General features: G+C 65.1%; 18 protein-coding genes. 16 read left to right on the top strand and 2 right to left on the bottom strand.

Features of this window, described 5'->3' with window-relative positions; all coding sequences use genetic code 11:
* Positions 1–259: 259 nt before the first annotated feature.
* From UU7_RS18430 to UU7_RS11595, 11 genes are all read left to right on the top strand, one after another.
* Positions 260–688, top strand: a complete 429-nt coding sequence (locus UU7_RS18430; protein WP_157582192.1) for a hypothetical protein — start codon at positions 260–262, stop codon at positions 686–688.
* 252 nt (positions 689–940) lie between these two features.
* Positions 941–1,288 carry a hypothetical protein gene (locus UU7_RS11625; RefSeq protein WP_007808481.1) on the top strand — a complete coding sequence of 116 codons (348 nt, stop codon included), beginning with the start codon at positions 941–943 and terminating at the stop codon, positions 1,286–1,288.
* Positions 1,289–1,339: 51 nt separating this feature from the next.
* A complete protein-coding gene (locus tag UU7_RS18660) occupies positions 1,340–1,534 on the top strand; it encodes an Imm74 family immunity protein (protein WP_083845978.1) in 195 nt (64 codons plus the stop codon).
* Positions 1,535–1,688: 154 nt separating this feature from the next.
* The gene (locus tag UU7_RS11620; protein ID WP_007808478.1) at positions 1,689–2,144 is read left to right on the top strand and encodes a hypothetical protein; all 456 of its coding nucleotides are present in this window, start codon (positions 1,689–1,691) and stop codon (positions 2,142–2,144) included.
* 94 nt (positions 2,145–2,238) lie between these two features.
* Entirely contained in the window at positions 2,239–2,739 is a 501-nt protein-coding gene (locus tag UU7_RS11615; protein ID WP_040673342.1) for a hypothetical protein, read from the top strand.
* A 183-nt stretch (positions 2,740–2,922) separates the two neighbouring features.
* Positions 2,923–3,171: a hypothetical protein gene (locus tag UU7_RS11610; protein WP_007808474.1), complete on the top strand. Its 249-nt coding sequence runs from the start codon at positions 2,923–2,925 to the stop codon at positions 3,169–3,171.
* A gap of 115 nt (positions 3,172–3,286) precedes the next feature.
* Entirely contained in the window at positions 3,287–3,604 is a 318-nt protein-coding gene (locus UU7_RS18425) for a hypothetical protein (protein ID WP_157582189.1), read from the top strand.
* Positions 3,601–3,876, top strand: coding sequence for an immunity protein Tsi6 family protein (locus tag UU7_RS11605; RefSeq protein ID WP_007808473.1), 276 nt, complete (start codon positions 3,601–3,603; stop codon positions 3,874–3,876). Before UU7_RS18425 ends, UU7_RS11605 begins: the two co-directional genes overlap by 4 nt.
* A gap of 16 nt (positions 3,877–3,892) precedes the next feature.
* A complete protein-coding gene (locus UU7_RS11600; RefSeq protein WP_007808471.1) occupies positions 3,893–4,168 on the top strand; it encodes a hypothetical protein in 276 nt (91 codons plus the stop codon).
* Positions 4,169–4,174: 6 nt separating this feature from the next.
* Complete coding sequence (locus UU7_RS18420; protein ID WP_157582186.1) at positions 4,175–4,333, top strand: hypothetical protein; 159 nt, start codon at positions 4,175–4,177, stop codon at positions 4,331–4,333.
* A gap of 33 nt (positions 4,334–4,366) precedes the next feature.
* A complete protein-coding gene (locus tag UU7_RS11595) occupies positions 4,367–4,714 on the top strand; it encodes a hypothetical protein (RefSeq protein WP_007808469.1) in 348 nt (115 codons plus the stop codon).
* Position 4,715: 1 nt separating this feature from the next.
* Here UU7_RS11595 and prmC read toward each other — a convergent pair whose 3' ends face one another.
* Together prmC and UU7_RS11585 are read right to left on the bottom strand one after the other, a co-directional pair.
* Positions 4,716–5,537: a peptide chain release factor N(5)-glutamine methyltransferase gene (gene prmC, locus UU7_RS11590; protein ID WP_007808468.1), complete on the bottom strand. Its 822-nt coding sequence runs from the start codon at positions 5,535–5,537 to the stop codon at positions 4,716–4,718.
* Positions 5,530–9,690, bottom strand: coding sequence for a hypothetical protein (locus UU7_RS11585; protein WP_040673340.1), 4,161 nt, complete (start codon positions 9,688–9,690; stop codon positions 5,530–5,532). Before UU7_RS11585 ends, prmC begins: the two co-directional genes overlap by 8 nt.
* A gap of 183 nt (positions 9,691–9,873) precedes the next feature.
* On the opposite strand from UU7_RS11585, the gene UU7_RS11580 reads away from it, so the two are divergent.
* From UU7_RS11580 to UU7_RS11560, 5 genes are all read left to right on the top strand, one after another.
* Positions 9,874–10,797, top strand: a complete 924-nt coding sequence (locus UU7_RS11580; protein ID WP_007808465.1) for an alpha/beta hydrolase — start codon at positions 9,874–9,876, stop codon at positions 10,795–10,797.
* Between the two features lie 123 nt (positions 10,798–10,920).
* A complete protein-coding gene (locus tag UU7_RS11575) occupies positions 10,921–11,691 on the top strand; it encodes an SDR family oxidoreductase (protein ID WP_007808463.1) in 771 nt (256 codons plus the stop codon).
* 20 nt (positions 11,692–11,711) lie between these two features.
* Positions 11,712–12,713, top strand: a complete 1,002-nt coding sequence (locus UU7_RS11570) for an NADP-dependent oxidoreductase (RefSeq protein WP_007808461.1) — start codon at positions 11,712–11,714, stop codon at positions 12,711–12,713.
* A 1,898-nt stretch (positions 12,714–14,611) separates the two neighbouring features.
* On the top strand, positions 14,612–15,196 hold the full coding sequence (locus UU7_RS11565) for an RNA polymerase sigma factor (protein WP_238530934.1): 585 nt from the start codon (positions 14,612–14,614) through the stop codon (positions 15,194–15,196).
* Entirely contained in the window at positions 15,196–16,200 is a 1,005-nt protein-coding gene (locus UU7_RS11560; protein ID WP_007808457.1) for a FecR family protein, read from the top strand. The genes UU7_RS11565 and UU7_RS11560 overlap by 1 nt, the downstream gene beginning before the upstream one ends.
* Positions 16,201–16,268 lie beyond the last annotated feature (68 nt).

The raw sequence follows: 16,268 nt of genomic DNA, 5'->3' as shown, positions 1-16,268 counted from the left end.
GCTGAATCTGATAGCGTTCGTCTTGGCTCAGGTGTGTGTTGCTCATGTGCAGTTCCACTTGGCGGTGAAGCTGTGCAGGCTACCGCACCTGCGCCGCTCTACCGCTGGGGGTGGTGCACTTCAGAATTGAACTCGCCCGATCACCCGCGCCGAAGCAGCAAAGGCCCAGGGAAGCGAGAAAGATGCTTACGAGGTGATACTTTCCTGCCAACGCCGTAGAGACAACGGTTGAGGCCAGGTTGCCGAAGGCGTGGGGACGATGACCAGGATCATTCAAATCAGCGCCAGAGATGCTGGCGTCGAGCCTGCCCTCGTCAGGGACCGGGAAGTACATGGACTCGTCTTTTTCACCTGGGCACAAGCAGCCGTCATTGGTGCCCAGTGCGGACATTGCCACACGATCCTGTGGACGGATCCTCGGGCAGACCGCGTCCTGGGCGAACCCAAGCCCGACAAGGTTCCTGATCATGGCGCCGGGTATCGGTCGTACTACGAGGACAATCTGAGAAGATTTCTGGGAAGCCTGCCGCCATGTCCGAGCTGCGGCAAGCAGGGCTTCAATCGCTTTGTGAACAATGTTCAGTGGTGCAGGTTTTCTGACGGCACCGAAATCCCCGCAGACATTACTCCGGAAAGAATCATTCCACAGCAGACCGACTCGTGCCTGGTATGGATGTATCGTCAATAGGACGCCAATGGTGGCTCACACCTGTCGACCCCATGGCGTTGGGGTGCGCACCGGAGGCTCGGAGCCCTCCTTCGCAAAGCTGCCCATGGCAGTCCGTTGTTGACGCCGTGGCGGCAAGGCACGGCTACCCGGATCATGCGACTGCAAATCTTCGATTACCAATGCGAACCTTGGGGCCATCCCTTCCAGGCTCCGGCGTTGCCACTCGCGTCCTACGCGGAATTTCTTCTCCGTAGTGGAACAGGAGCGTCGATGGCCTATCTGAATGCGCTCGTCGATCCCACCTACAAGGAGGTCGATGACCTCATTGCCCGGCAATCCGGCGCCGAGATGAAGGCAACCAGGCGTGCGGAACTGCTGCGAGACATCTATGGGCAGGTCGCTTGCGATCCGGACGAGGGTGGCAGGCCGCTCCGGATCGGTCGGCATCCATCGTGCCCAGTGTGTTCTTCCTCCTCCATGCGCGCCTGGGAAGCGGCTCAGCCGGCGCTATTTGTGGATATGGAGGTAGCCCCGGTGACTCATTCGCTTTGGGAGTCGCTGACCGAAGAGGAGAAATTTCTGCGGATCGGCCGTTGCATCATGGACGCGCGCATGTGACCTCAAGCTTGCGACAAACATCCCTCGACACGGCCCCATCGTCGAAGTTTCGTGCTGCAAAGAAAGCAAGCACGTCAGGTCAGGAGACCAGCAGTGATCAGGGAGGTGACTCGCAGTCACATGAGCGTCGAAGTCAACGGCAGGTCTCTGACCATTCCCAGCGAAATGTTCTTTCCGCCCGGTGGAAAGATCGGATTTGCCATCTACACGCATGAAATCAAATACTGGGATCACCCCGCGGGCTGAAGATCAGCAGTCCTGAACTGGACGCCGTCATTTCCGGGATACGCAGCGACTTTGAGAGGGCCGGAAACGTCCTGGAGCTGGCGTGAACGGAGTAGCGGTACCTCATCGAACCCTCTGCATGGCGATCCGGACATGACGCAGGCAACAGATCGAAATGATTGACCCCTACGGCTCTACCATCAAGGCTTTGCTCCTCGAATTTCGCGAGCTCGATCTCGGTCTTGATCGGGATGCGGAGTACGAGTTGGTTCTCGCGAATAGCGCCTGCTCGCTGACCTTCCAGACCGAAAGGCATTACCTCCCGTCGCTGGCCGCACACCTCAGCGACAGCTCGGGCAGGAAGTTCGAGATAGGCCTGTCCAGGAAAATACTTGCCGGAGAGGCATTCCGCGCTGACGCCAGCGTGTTCGACGGAATCAGGAAAACTAGTTCGGCGGAGCTGGAGGGCGAAGATCAGGTCAAGCTCATTCGCCTCCATGTGGAACGTGAGGTTCGACAGGTATTCGACTTTGTCCTCAAATTCAGCCGGGAGATGCTCGACGAAAGTGGTCCATTCCGTCATGCGTACCAGATCGAAGAAAGAAAGCTGCTGGACAGCCTCGGCTTGTAATTGCACGGCGGACTTTCACGCGCACACGGGAAATGCGGTGGCCCCGAAGGAACAGGGGCCGATGCGCTCCTCCGGCACAAGGTATATCCATCCCATGATCCAGAATTTTGTCTTCATCTTGAACAACGGCATCAGGACTGGAGTCGGCAAGTACCTTCCCGATGTGCCGGTGCTGCAGCAAATCAATGACCCCGAGTTCCACCCGAGAGCCTACGCGTGGAAGAGCGGCGGCCGTGCGTTCACGCGCTTGATCGACGGCGACGACACATTGACTGCGTGCCTTATGCCCGATGGCAGCAGCATCGCCGTTCTCCAGAGTGAAGAGCACTATGGTTCCGATAACGTTGTCGTCCTGAATGCCAAGAACGAACTGCTTCGACGCATTGCCAATCCCTACCGAAGCTCAAAATTCTTCACGGCAGGCGACGAATTTTCGTTCTATGGCGTCACGGCAAGCGGTGACGATGCCATCTTGCACATTCAGGTGCACCGCAAACTACCGGGGAAGCCCTATGATGCTGCACCCATCTATGAAGCAAGTTACGACCCATCGACATGGGACTTGAAAAAGATCGAGTGGAAACCTGTGACATAGGGCACGCCCCCGCTAGTTCGTGCGCATGGCGAGGCAAGGCTGGTTCGTCAGACCATCAAGCAAGATGTACCGCCGGACGATCCGTATGGAATTCACCGTGAGTTGCTCCCCCTTGATTGAGCGCATCATCGCCGGCAAGCAGAGCTTGCCGCTCACCAGCCAGTTCGAACCTGGAGAACTGCGTTGGGCGAGACGATGACTGCTCGCGCGCTTCCCGATGGCAGCGGCATCGTCGTGCTGCAGGACCACGACACGTATGGTTCCGGCAACGTCATGGTCCTCGATCCGACGAACGAAGTCCTTCGACGCATCATCAATCCTTACGGCACCTCAAGATATTCTATGGCGGGAGACAGGTTCTGGTTTGATGCCATCAGCGTGCGCGCCGGGGAAGTGGCACTGAATATCCACGTGCACCGTAGACTGCCCTGAAAGCCATACGATGCCTCGCCGCTTTACGAGGCCTGCTACGACCCGTCCTCTTGGAGCCTTATGGAATTGACATGGAAGCCATCGACATGATTCCCAGCCAGTCGAGCCGAACGACATGAAGACCAGCATGGCATTGATAACCTCTGCCCCTGTCCTTCGTGCTGTGGAAATCGCCATCGAGGAAGGCAACATCCTGGCCGAAATTTCCGAAGGATGGAGCAGAACCTGCCAGGTCGTACACATGGAGAGGGAGCTGTCCGCGCTGGCCAGGCAACGCATCGAATCCGAAGTGCCATCGCTGCGCTACTGGCGTTCACCAGGGACGCCGCACAACCTGGCGACATGCGGCTTCATCAGCGATGACGACGGGACAGGCCTGTCATTTCCCGATGACTCGCCGCCACATGGGGCAACGCCTTGGATGCACCCATGATTGATCGCAGCGAGGCGCTGGCTTCGGCCAGGCATGCGCTGGACATGCTTGCCGATCGCCTGGCAAGAAGCCCCGATTATGGGGTTCATATCCATGCCGGCGAGCAGCTGAGCCGCATGATCGCGGAACTTGGCTACCGGTGTCTTCCGCTTGCCGCGGATCGCGGATGGGTGGATATCGGCCTGATGGCGGCCAGGGAGCTGGAGTCTTCGGATGCCGAGTTTGCCAATGCGCTCATGCAGGCGGACTTCGATTTCAAGCATGTCGAATAATGCACGGGGTGCCGCGATGACGAAGTTCGAGGAGGTCTCGCGGGCGCTGCATGCCTGCCTGTCATTCATGACACGCTGGGGATACGCACGGCTTCCGGATGAGTTGGCTCATTCCACCCTGCTTGGCGATCAATTGGTCATCCGGTACGTATCGAGCGCGGCCGACAGGGAGCTGCGCATTCACTTCTCGCCCGCAATGCCGACCCATGCCGACCGTCTTTCCGTGTTTGTCGACTCGCGCAATGGAGATGGCTTCTTCGTGAACGATCATCTGGCCCGGTGCGACGAATAAGATATCGTGCCACCGCTCACCAACGCCAACCCCGAGCACACGATCGCTGAATTCTGTCGCGACGCTGCATCGATCCTGCGGCTGGAGTTCGAGACGACGCTTGCCGATCTGATACAGGGCAGAGCCTGGGACGCACCGCCGTTCGACTGGTCGCCTTACAAGTAGACGAATGACCATGACCCGCCCCACGAGATCTCCATGAACACCATGCCAGACCATGAAGTCGTGGTGCTCGACCTTGCCGGCCATGTGGCTGCGCTTGTTTGCCGTAGCCCGGCAATCGAACCCGCGTTGCGCGTACGTGGCGTTGTCGCGGTGTCGCCACGCTGGGAGAGGCCCATCACGGACGACCCCGACAGGAAGCAACTTGCCGATGCATTGATCGGGCTGGACGGTCTGTTCGCGGAAGGCGCGGGCTGGAGTCCGGCCGAATTGCTTCGCCTCTATCGCGAACGGAACACCCTCACCGCCGCCTATCGCACGATCAGCTGGCTTGGCCCGTCAGGGTTCCGCATTCACCACCACCCGAATCAGGCGACCGGCTGACTCACACCCTGCCGCCGCTGATCCGATCACGCAGCTCCAGATCCTGCGCCGTGAACACGTCGGCATAGCCGGCCTGGGCCAGCAACCCGCGCACCGCTTCACCCTGGTTCCAGCCATGCTCGAACAGCAGCCGGCCGCCGGGGCGCAGGTGGTGGTGGGCGTCGACGAGGATGCGGCGGATGTCGTCGAGGCCGTCGTCGCCCGAGGCCAGTGCGCTGGCCGGCTCGTGGCGCAGGTCGCCTTGCACCAGGTGCGGGTCGGCGGCTTCGATGTACGGCGGGTTGGAGACGATCAGGTCGAACTGCTGGCCGGCCAATGGTGCCAGCCAGTCACCATGCACGAAGGTGACGTTGTCGAGGTGGTGGCGTTGCGCGTTGCGCCTTGCCACCGCCAGCGCGGCGACGCTGGCGTCGGTGCCGATCACTCGTGCCTGCGGCCGTTCGCTGGCGATCGCCAGCGCGATCGCGCCGCTGCCGGTGCCCAGGTCGACCACGTCGACGGGCGCCCTGTCGGGAAGTTGCTGAAGGGCGAGCTCGACCAGCAGTTCCGTCTCCGGGCGCGGGATCAGGGTGGCCGGGGTCACTTCGAGGTCCAGCGTCCAGAAGCCCCGGCGGCCGGTGAGGTAGGCCACCGGCTCGCCTGCTTCGCGCCGCGCGACCAGCTGTTGAAAAGCCGTCTGGACGTCCATCGCCAGCTCGTCGTCGGCGTGGGTGAACAGCCAGCTGCGTTCCTGCTGCAGCGCGTGCAGCAGCAGCAGTTCGGCGTCGGCGCGCTCGCCGAGCCGTGCGGTCGCGGCCATCAGCGCATGGCGTACATCAGGCATGCGGCGGCTCCGAACTGTTCGGTGGCAGCTGTGGCGGCGTCGCGCCCGGCTTCGGCAACGGCTTGCGCCAGTAGCCGCCGTGCGTCCACGACTTGAACGCCCACTGCAACCAGCCGATCAGGGCATTGGCCAGCCACAGCGCCCAGATGAGCATTGCCAGCTTGTAGAACCACAACGACACGCTGAACACGCCACCGCCCGGCAGCAGGCCGGCGCTCTGGTCGGCGAACCAGCGCAGGCTTGCGGCAGCCGAGCCGTTGCCCACCACATGCATGTCGGGCAGTCCAAGAAGCCCCTTGGGCACCGCGGCGATCAACACCAGCAGGGCCAGCACGGTGAGTGCCGCCAGGCCGACCTGCAACAGGTTGAAGCGCGTGCTGTCCGCGTTCTCCGCGGGCGCGTGGCGGGCGCGCAGGCCCAGCAGGATCAGCCACAGCACGACCAGCGCATAGGCGCTCCAGGCGAATGCGGAGAAGCCCAGCCCCAGCAGCAGCCAGTGGCGGAAGCGCAGCGGCGTCGGCGCGAAGCGGGCCAGCAGCCACGCGGCGAGCAGCAGCACGACCAGCTGCGACCAGTACAACACGGCCGGACCGGTGGTCGGCCCCCATGTCCACAGCACCCAGCGGTCCTGCGGCAACTGCAGGTCGAGACCGATGTTGGCCACCGGCGCGTGCAGCGCGAACGTCGGCGTGCGCGTGCGCGCGGCCACCCCACGCGGCTCGCGCAGGCGCAGCGTGTAGTCGTGCTCGCCCGGCAACAGGGGCAGGCCGAGCTTGCCGTCGCGGACCGCCAGGTTGATCGACTCGCCATCGCGGTTCGCGTCCAGCAATTCGGCGCCGGCCGGCAGGTCGATCGCGTGCTCGCCGCCGCGGGTGCTGCGCGCATGCAGTTCCAGTGTGGTTTCGCTGGCGCGTTCGCCGGCCACCGTGGTCACTTGCACCCGATCGAAGGCCAGGCTGTCGCCGGCGATCGCCTGCGGCTGGGTGAATGCCAGTTGCAGGGTCTCGCCCGGCAGCGGCTGGAACAGCAGGCCGTCGTCACTGGCGCTGGTTGGCACGCCCTTCGCCTCGACATGCCACATCGGCGCCGCCTGGATCTGCCATGCCTCGGCACGTTCGCCCAATGCGGGCGCCTTCAACACCAAGCTGGCAACGTGATCCAGGCGACTGCGCCAGGTCACCGCGCCGCTGCTGGCATTGAAGGTGATGTTGATGCGACCGTCCTTCACCAGCACGTCGTCGCCCACCGGATGCTCGCCGGGCAGCAGCGGAATGCTGATGCTGAAGCCGCCCTCGCGCGGCGCGATGCGCTGGACTTCGTTGGTCACCGTCCAGTCCACACCCAGCTCCAGCGTGCGGATCAGCCGCACGTAAGGTGGAAAGCTCTGCACCGCCGCGACGCTGCCGCCGTCGTTGCCGGCGCGCACCCGATGCAGGGCGATGCTGTCGCCCAACGCGCGGCCGTCACTGACGCCATCCAGCAACCAGCCCTGGCCGTCGAAGCTCACGCGTTGCGGGCGCAGGTCGAAACGGAGGCTCGCGGTGTCCGCGCTGCCGATGCGGTAGCGCAGGCCGACCCGGTGCACGCCGCGATCCAGCCGCAACAGCAGCCGGTCGCCACGACGCACGATCGGCGCATCGGCATGGCCATCCACGCTGACCTCGAACAGCTGCAGCGCGTCATCGGCTTGCGGCAGGGGCAGCGCCACCGCCGCCCCGACATGGATTTCCAGGGCGACATCCAACACGTCGCCATTGACTTGCAGCTGCGCCTGAGCCACCGCGGCGCAGGCCGGCGCACAGGGGGGCGCCTCGGTGAGCCGGTTACGCAACTGCTCCAGCAGCGGCGCGTCCGGCAGACTCTGCGCCCGGCTGCCCGTCGGCAGCAGCAAGGCCACGAACAGCGCCGCGCCGACCACGCTCGCGCCGCGACGCCCGCCCGGCCAGGAGATGCGCGAAGCGGGCAGCAACCTCGGCACCAGGCGACCCAGCAACGCGGCCAGCAAGCCCACCATCACCACCCGCAGCAGGCGCACCAGCCACGACGGCACGATCAGCAGGCGCGTGGTCTGCTCCGCCGTCACCGGCCCGGACCAGCCAAGCCGGTAGTTGTTGCCCTGGTTCCAGGACGGCATGCCGGCGCCGGCCTGCACCACGTTGCGGGCATCCAGATCGTCGCGGACGGCGGCCAGGCTTCCACCGAGGTCCTGCACCGCCGACGCCTCCACGGCAATGGCACTCAGGGCCGCCGCCGTCTTTCCCGACACCACCCCGCGAGCCGACGAACTGCGCGCGTCAGCCGCTGGCATGGGCGGGGGCATCGACGCGTTCGCGTAGGCTTCTTCGGTCGGCGGCGGTGCCGCTTGCGCGACGATCTTCGGCGGCGGCTGACCCGCCGGCTCGAACCTCGCCATCACCGCACCCTGTTGTCCGCCCTCCAGCTGGGGATGCAGCGCGTACTGCAACTGCGCCGCCGCGAACGGCAGCGCCCACAGTACCGCCAGCGCAAACCCGGCCAGCGCGCCGAAGCGCGCCGTGCGGCGCAGGCGCCCTTCGGGCAGCGCCGCCAGCAGCAGGCCAAGCGCCAGTGCCGTGGCCAGCGTCCACAGCGGCACGCCCACCTCATGCCGCGCCAGGGCCAGGAAACCGGCGGCCAGCAGCGCCCACGGCCAGCCCAGCAGGCGTCCCGCCAGCAGCGCGATCACGGCCACCACGAACAGGTCGAGCAGATCCCATTGCGCCACCCACGAATCGGGCGAACGATCCGCACCGATCGCACCCAGCAGGCGGTAACCGTGCGGCAGGTGCAAGGTGGCATCGATGTCTTCCAGCGGCACCTGCCAGCCGGCCGTGGGAATGCGGCCGCCATGCATGGGCAGGCGCAGGCCGGCGCCGAGGTCGATGTCCTGCTCGCGCAGCTCGACGCCGCTGCGGCCCTGCCCGCTCCGGCTGATCAGCAGCGGCTCGTCATCCTGGCTGGCCCGCTGCAATTGCCACGGCGCCGCCACATCCAGACGCTGCCGATGACGCAGCTCGCCGCCGAGATGGTCGACGATGCTGAGCCCGCCGCCGTCGAAGTCGAGCCAGAGCTGACGCTGCAGGTGCAGCTGGTCGCCCTTGCCGCCCTCGTCGCCGCGGGTGCCCTGCTCGATCGCCAGGCCGGCATGATCATCCAGCACGAAGGCCGGCAGCTGGCTCCACTGGGTGGGCACGCCGGCCTGGGCGGCATCGGTGGCGTTGCCTTCGACGCGCGTGCTGCGCAGCGCCGGAGCATCGACATAGCTCCACACTTCCTGCCGCGGCCACGGTGCGGCCGGCAGCTTCAGCGCGATGCGGGACAGCGGCGCGGCGCTGCGCGCGGCCAGCGTGATCGTCCACTGGCCCGGGCGCAGCTGCACGCGCAACTGGCCGTCGTTGTCCAGCCGGGACGGCAGCTCACCGGACAGGGAGGTGGCCACGAAGCCGTCAGGCAGCACCGGGCCCAGGCTCTGCTCGCGGGCGCTGCCGGTGACGTTGAACTGCAGCTGCGTCAGCAGGGTGCCCGGCAGGCCATCCTCAAGCCGGCGATAGACGCGCAGGGAAAGTGCGTCGGCGGCGCGCTGCGCAGCGGCGGCCTCGCCCAGGGTCAACTGCTCGCCGTTGCGCTCGATGCGGCTCACCGCCGCGCCATCCACCTTCAGCGTAACCAGCCCGATCGACTGCGGCACCCGCAGCCGCGCCGGTCGCGCGTTCCACGGCAGACTGCCGCTCAACTGGTGTTCGCCCGGGGTCAGCCACAGCATCGGCTGGTCGTTGCGCTGCAGGACCGTGGCAGGCTGCCGGTCGAGCATGACCTGCTGCGGCCAGTTCTTCGCATCGCCCGGCAGCGCCACCCAGCTCGGCGCATCGACATGCACGTCGAGAGTGAAGTGACCGCCGTCCTTGCCGGCATCGAGGCTCATCCGGCCCGGCCAGGCGCATTGCCGGTTGCCCGAGTCCGGCGTCTGGCCGGCAAGAAACGGACAGCCATGCTGCGGCACGTCGTGCAGCACCCAACCCTGCCAGTCGCCCAGTGCCGGCGGAATGTCCTGCGCCGGCAATGGCGCGGCCAGCAGCAACAGCGACAACACGATCGGCCACACGAAACCCGACAACCCCGGCATTCGACGACGCATGCTTCTCTCCCTGTGTGCCTGCTGGCCGGCACAGTGTAGGTGGAACACGTCAGGCATACATCGACGCCTGCATCTTCTGGCGGCCATGGCACGTACACCTGTGCACGCGACCCCACATCCATGCAACGCAGCTCGGCGAATCACGGGGTTGACGCCCCCGGATCACCGTCGCAAAGGAACCCCATGCCACCGAAAGACGCCGGTCACGCCCCGCGCCGCACCGTGTTCGCCACCCTCCTGCTGCTGCTCGGCGGCGGCCTGCTCAGTGGCTGCCAGGCGGCGCTGTTCCGCAGCCTCAATGCCACGACGGGCAGGCACGACGTGGTGGTTCAGCGCGACGTGATCTACGCTCCCGCTCACCGGCTGGCGCTGGACATCTATCGCCCGCGCGACAGCCGCCACGCGCCGGTGGTCGTGTTCTTCTACGGTGGCAGCTGGAAGTCGGGCAAGCGTGCATGGTATCGCTGGGCCGGCGAAGCGCTGGCCAGCAAGGGCATGGTGGTGGTGATTCCCGATTACCGCCTGTGGCCCGCGGTGCACCTGGATGGCTTCATGCAGGACGCAGCGCACGCCGTGGCCTGGGCGCACGCGCACGCCGGCGAATACGGTGGCGACCCCGCCTCGCTGTTCCTGATGGGCCACTCCGCAGGTGCCCACATCGGTGCGCTGCTGGCCACCGATGCGCAGTGGCTGTCCGGCGTCGGCATGCAGCCGCGGCAACTGGATGGCTTCATCGGCCTGGCCGGCCCGTACGACTTCCTGCCGCTGGAGAATCCGGACTTCATCGACATGTTCGGCACCACCCACGTCGCGCAATTGCGCTCCCAGCCGGTGCACCAGGTCGACGGTGACGAGCCGCCGATGCTGCTGTTGCAGGGCGGCGACGACAAGGTGGTGTGGCCGCGCAATGCGACCTCGCTTGCCGCAGCCATGCAGCGCCACGATGAGCCGGCCGAGGTGAAGCTGTATCCGGGCATCGGCCACGCCGCGATCCTGCTGTCGCTGTCCCGTCCGTTCCGCGGGAAGTCGAGCGCACTGGAAGACAGCGTTCGCTTCATCCGGCAACAGGCAAAGGCCTCGGCGGCCCGCGCAGCCACGTCGCCCTGAGCGAGCGCAGCACGCGACGATGGCTAAGGTGCACGCCGGGGCGCGTCGATGCGCCACAATCGAAAACGCAGCGAGGCGGCGTCAACGCCACGCATGGCCTCTCCATCCCAGCGGAACGCCTCGATGAGCACCAGCCAGCTGTTCGACCTCTCCGGCAAGATCGCCCTCGTCACGGGTGCCAGCCGCGGTATCGGCGCCGAGATTGCCCGACTGTTCGCCGCCCAGGGCGCGCACGTGATCGTCTCCAGTCGCAAGCAGGTCGACTGCCAGCGCGTGGTCGACGAAATCGTCGCCGCGGGTGGCTCGGCCGAGGCGCTGGCCTGTCATATCGGCGAAATGGAACAGATCACTGCGCTGTTCGCGCATCTCGAAGCCAGCCATGGCCGGCTCGACGTGCTGGTCAACAACGCCGCCACCAACCCCTACTTCGGGCCGATCACCGAGACCGACCCCGCGATCTTCCAGAAGACCGTGGACGTGAACATCCGCGGCTATTTCTACATGTCCAGCCATGGCGCGAAGCTGATGGCAAGACATGGCGGCGGCTCGATCATCAACGTGGCCTCGGTCAACGGCGTGGTGCCGGGCTTCCAGCAAGGCATCTACTCGATCACCAAGGCCGCGGTGATCTCGATGACCAGGGCGTTCGCGGCGGAATGCGCCGAATCCGGCGTGCGCTGCAACGCCCTGCTGCCCGGGCTCACCGACACGAAGTTCGCCTCGGTGCTGGTCAACACCCCGGCCATTCTCAAGCAGGCGCTGGCCCACGTGCCGATGCGCCGGGTGGCGCAACCGTCCGAAATGGCCGGCGCGGCACTCTACCTGGCTTCGGCCGCCGCTTCCTACACCACCGGCGCGGCGATCAACGTCGATGGCGGCTATCTTTCGGTCTGACACCTGCCTGGAGGCAAACCATGTCCCTGATCAATCGCCAGCTGCGCCTGAAAACCCGCCCCGAAGGCCTGGTCTCGCGCGACGACTTCGAGCTGGTCGAGCAAGCCGTACCCGAACTCGAAGACGGCGAGGTACTGGTGCGCGTGCTGTACCTCTCGATGGACCCGACCAACCGTGTGTGGATGCGCGACATTCCCCAATACCTGCCGCCGGTGGCCATCGGTGAAGTGATGCGCGCGCTCGGCCTGGGGCGCGTGGTCGCCTCGCGCTCCGCGCACTACGCCGAAGGCGACCTGGTTCAGGGCGTCACCGGCTGGCAGGAATATCTCGTGCTGCACGAAGACGCCAGGGGCTACGTGCGCCTGCCCGCCGATCCCGGCATCCCGCTGCCCACCCTGCTGGGCGCAGCCGGCATGAGCGGCGTCACCGCCTACTACGGCCTCACCGACATCGCCCCCGTGCAGGCCGGCGAAACCCTGGTCGTCTCCGCCGCCGCCGGCTCGGTCGGCTCCATCGCCGGCCAGATCGGCAGGATCATGGGCGCCCGCGTGGTCGGCATCGCCGGCGGCGCCGACAAATGCCGCCACCTCGTCGACCACCTCGGCTTCGATGCCGCCGTCGACTACAAGTCCGCCGACTTCAAGCAGCAGCTCAAGGCCGTCACGCCCGACGGCGTCCACGTGAACTTCGAAAACGTGGGCGGCGAGGTGATGCGCGCGGTGCTGTCGCGGATGGTGATCGGCGGCCGCGTGGCGCTGTGCGGCATGATCTCGGGCTACAACAGCGCCGAACGCCCCGGCGACGACTTCAGCCCCGTCATCATGAAACGCCTCAGCATGCGCGGGTTTCTGGTGCTGGATTACACAAAGACGCGTGAGGCGGTGCAGACGCTCAGTGGTTGGATTGGCGAGGGGAAGTTGAAGGCGGAAGAGACGGTGGCGGAGGGGTTGGAGAATGCGCCCGTTGTGTTGAATCGGTTGTTTGATGGGAGTCATAGAGGGAAGTTGGTACTAAAGCTTTAGCAGCAACCCCAACATGCGGCGGGACTTGGAAGGTCATGACTTCCGCGGAAGCAAAACGCACTGCTCCTACAATAAATGTGAGCAGTGCGAACAGATGAGGCAGCGTGTAGTCGGTGAAAGTGCGCTCTCGTAGTACAGCACGGACGATGCTGATGAGCCCTACGCGTATGATAGCTAGCCGATCCTCAGGCGGGATCTCAATCTCCGACATGCCGAAGCTCGCCGGCACCTTATTCTCACCGGCACCCTGGCCCTTAGATGTGAGCCCGCAAAGGTCGAGCAAAGGTTTGCCCGCCGACCAGCTCAGCTTGGGAACGCATCCGTCAGGTGGCCCTATCGCCGCCTCCACCTTCTGTCCTGAGTACGGATCTACTGCACCCTTAGCCAGCTTGATCGCAAGCCGGCGGATCGTCGCCGTATCACCAGCCTGCCAGGCAATGTCTTGAAGAAACGCACCCATGGGGCGAATTTCAGACACGAGAGAGAACCGAAACCAGAAATAGGCAAACCCTGTCCAAGCAGCGAGAAGTAACCACCAAGGCCTCTCCAACGCGATAGGCAAGATGCTCCCGAAAGAGGTATTGGCTGCAACCTTCCCTCCTGCCAGATTGAAGAGCAGCAACCCAATTGACAGCGCATAGAGATCTCGGCGTTGGCGAAGAGCATCAGGCCTAATGTCACCCCGATTAGCAATATTTTTCCGAGTCATTCGATCCCCCAATCTAGATTGACGTACACCAAGGGTTTTGCCGCATTTTGAGGAAAGGTCCGAGCCGCTATCGACACCTGCTTGTGACTAAAGACTATCTTCCTCGTCAGCTGCAGAGCAGTAGGGATCATGCGTCCGATCTTCGCAACGTGTTATATCGTGAAATCTTGAAATGTGGACTCGCTGCAAAGGCGCTCGGACCGGAAGATTTTTTCCGCTATCGGGGTCAGGTTTAGTTCCAGCCTTGAATGCGCGGTCACCACATGATTCGCAATAGCAAGAGCTTTCGTGCGCCTTCGGCGCCCGAGCCACCTTTCTCTGTGTGGCCAGAGAAACGTGGCCCAAAGAGAGGCCACCCCGCTTGGCGCTTGTTGGGCCTCCTGCCCAACAAGTTCGTGAGCCGGGGCCGGGCTTTTCGAACGGGCCTCCTGCCCGTGCGAAAAGGCATCGACATCCCTGTCGATGCCCGCTGCGCGGCCTGTCGACCCCGACTCACCGCCGCACAAGGGACCCGGGCAGAGCAGCGGGCCTTCCTGGCCCGCACTCGGTGATGAAGCAGGGAAGCAGAAGCCAGAGCCAGAGCGACGCGTCGCTCTGCTGCTCTTGCTCCGGCTGTTGACTTGGCTCTTCTGAAAAGTACGCGCAGGATGCGCGTCGCTCTACCCGGGGTCCCCTCTGCAGCGGCGGGCGGGTGGAGGAAAGCCCGCAGGGTGGCCGGCAGGGATGCCGGCCAGTTTGGCGTCAGGGCAGGATGCCCTGTCGACAAACCCCGTAACCCGCACGCGGACTTTCCGGGCAGGAAGCCCGGAAAACGCGGAAGCGGGGTGCCCCTCTCTTTGGTTCCTTTCTCTCGGGCAAGCGAGAGAAAGGGACTCGCCCTCCGCAGGAGGACGAAAGCTCTGCTCTGCTTCGCTTGAAAACACTCAAAGGCAAACCACAGCCCAGCCCGTGCGAGATCGCCACCTGCATGCACATCATGACCAGTTCAACGATCAGCCTGTACTGATACACCCGCCATTGGCGGAACAAGTTCTAGCGCAAACCTGTCGGGTCATCAGGGGAGCCTGCAGGGCGACTTGTCCTCGCCGGATCCGCCGCCATTTCAATTTCCCCGGCCTGACACGTCTAAGCCTGGAATCGACAAACACGTGGGTCGCCGCCTGGCCCGACCGTATGCGCGAAGCGCGTCATGAGTACCCGGATGGACAGCCCCCACCGTTTCAAGGAACCACCCCGCCGCAGCGAGGAGCCGCCAGACGAGCGCGCGCCCGCGCATGCCGAGCTGGTGGCCACGCTCTATCGCGAGCATCACCATGCCCTGGTGGCGTTGTTGCAATGCCGCCTCAGCTCGCGCACCGATGCGCAGGAGATCGCGCAGGAGGTCTACGTGAAGTTGCTGACCATGAAGGACCTGGGCCACCTGGAAACACCGCGGGCGTTCCTGTTCCGCATGGCGATCAACCAGTCGGTGGACTACCTGCGCAAGCGCGTGGTGCGCGCCAACCTGTCGCCCCCGCCCGTCAGCGAGGATCTGCACGCCGCGCCGCTGCCCGAGCAGCACCTGTGGGCCGGCCAGCAATGGAAGAAAGTGCAGGCCGCCCTGCGCGAGTTGCCGGCCAAGTGCAGCCAGGCGTTCGTGCTGCACGTGCTGGAAGGCCGCGAGTTTTCCGCGATCGCCACCGAGATGAAGCTCAGCGAACGGATGGTTCGCTACCACGTCAGCCGGGCCATGGCGCACTGCCGTGAACGCTGTTTTGCAATGGAGACGCCGTAATGGCCACCAATACCGGATTCGACGAGGAAACCACGCGCACGGCGGCGCTGTGGTGGACCCAGTTGCGCGATCCCGAACCGTCCCCGGACCTGCTTGAGCGCTGGGGTGCATGGATGGCGGCTGATCCCAGCAACGCCCAGACCTTCGCCCAGCTCAACACGCTGGGCGAGCTGGCTGCCGACGCCTCGCCCAGCCAGCGCCAGCAGTTGATCGACGAGTTCGCGCCACGCGCCACGAAGCGGCCGTATCGTCCGCTGGCGGCCGCCGCGGCGGTGGTCGGCGTGGCGCTGCTGGGCGGCTGGTGGATGCTGCGCGGCGGGCCGGACCACTCCCCGCTGCCGCAGCAATACGCCAGCGCGGTGGCCGAGGATCGGGCCATCCAGTTGCCCGATGGCACCGCCATCGAACTCGGTGCGGCCTCCAGCCTGACCACCCGCTATGCGCAGCACCGGCGCGACATCGACCTGCGCGCCGGCGAGGCGTTCTTCACCGTCACGCATGACCGCCAGCGCCCGTTCGTGGTGACGGCCGGCCCCCTGCACATCGAGGATCTCGGCACGGCATTCAACGTGCGGCGTACCGGCCAACGGGTCAGCGTGACGGTGACCGAAGGACGGGTGCGGCTGTCACCGGCGAACGGCGCTGCGGACGATGCGGACCTGCCCTCCGGCCGGCTGGACCTGGTGGCCGGCCAGCGCGCCGAGTACGACCCGGTCAGCGGCGCGCTCAGCGTCAGCACGATCGCGCCGGAACACGCGGCGACGTGGCGCCAGCATCGGCTGGAGTTCGTCGACGAACCGCTGTCGACCGTGCTGGCCGACGTCAATCGCTACAGCCGCCAGCCGGTGCAGCTGGCCGATCCGCGCCTGGGCGAGCTGCGGTTCACCGGCACCGTCAACACGACTAACATTGGCCGTTGGGTCGATGCCTTGCCGCACGTTTTTCCCGTGCAGGTGAGCGCGTTTGCCGATCACGTGGTGCTTTCCGGCACCGGAAAGCACTGAGAGGTTGTGCGTTTTACAACCTCTCAGGTCGGCCAAGGACGGCCGAGCATGAAGCAGTCACGCAAGTG

The organism is Rhodanobacter spathiphylli B39, assembly GCF_000264295.1.
Classification (GTDB): Bacteria; Pseudomonadota; Gammaproteobacteria; order Xanthomonadales; family Rhodanobacteraceae; genus Rhodanobacter; species Rhodanobacter spathiphylli.
This window is presented reverse-complemented; position numbering and strand designations above follow the sequence as displayed.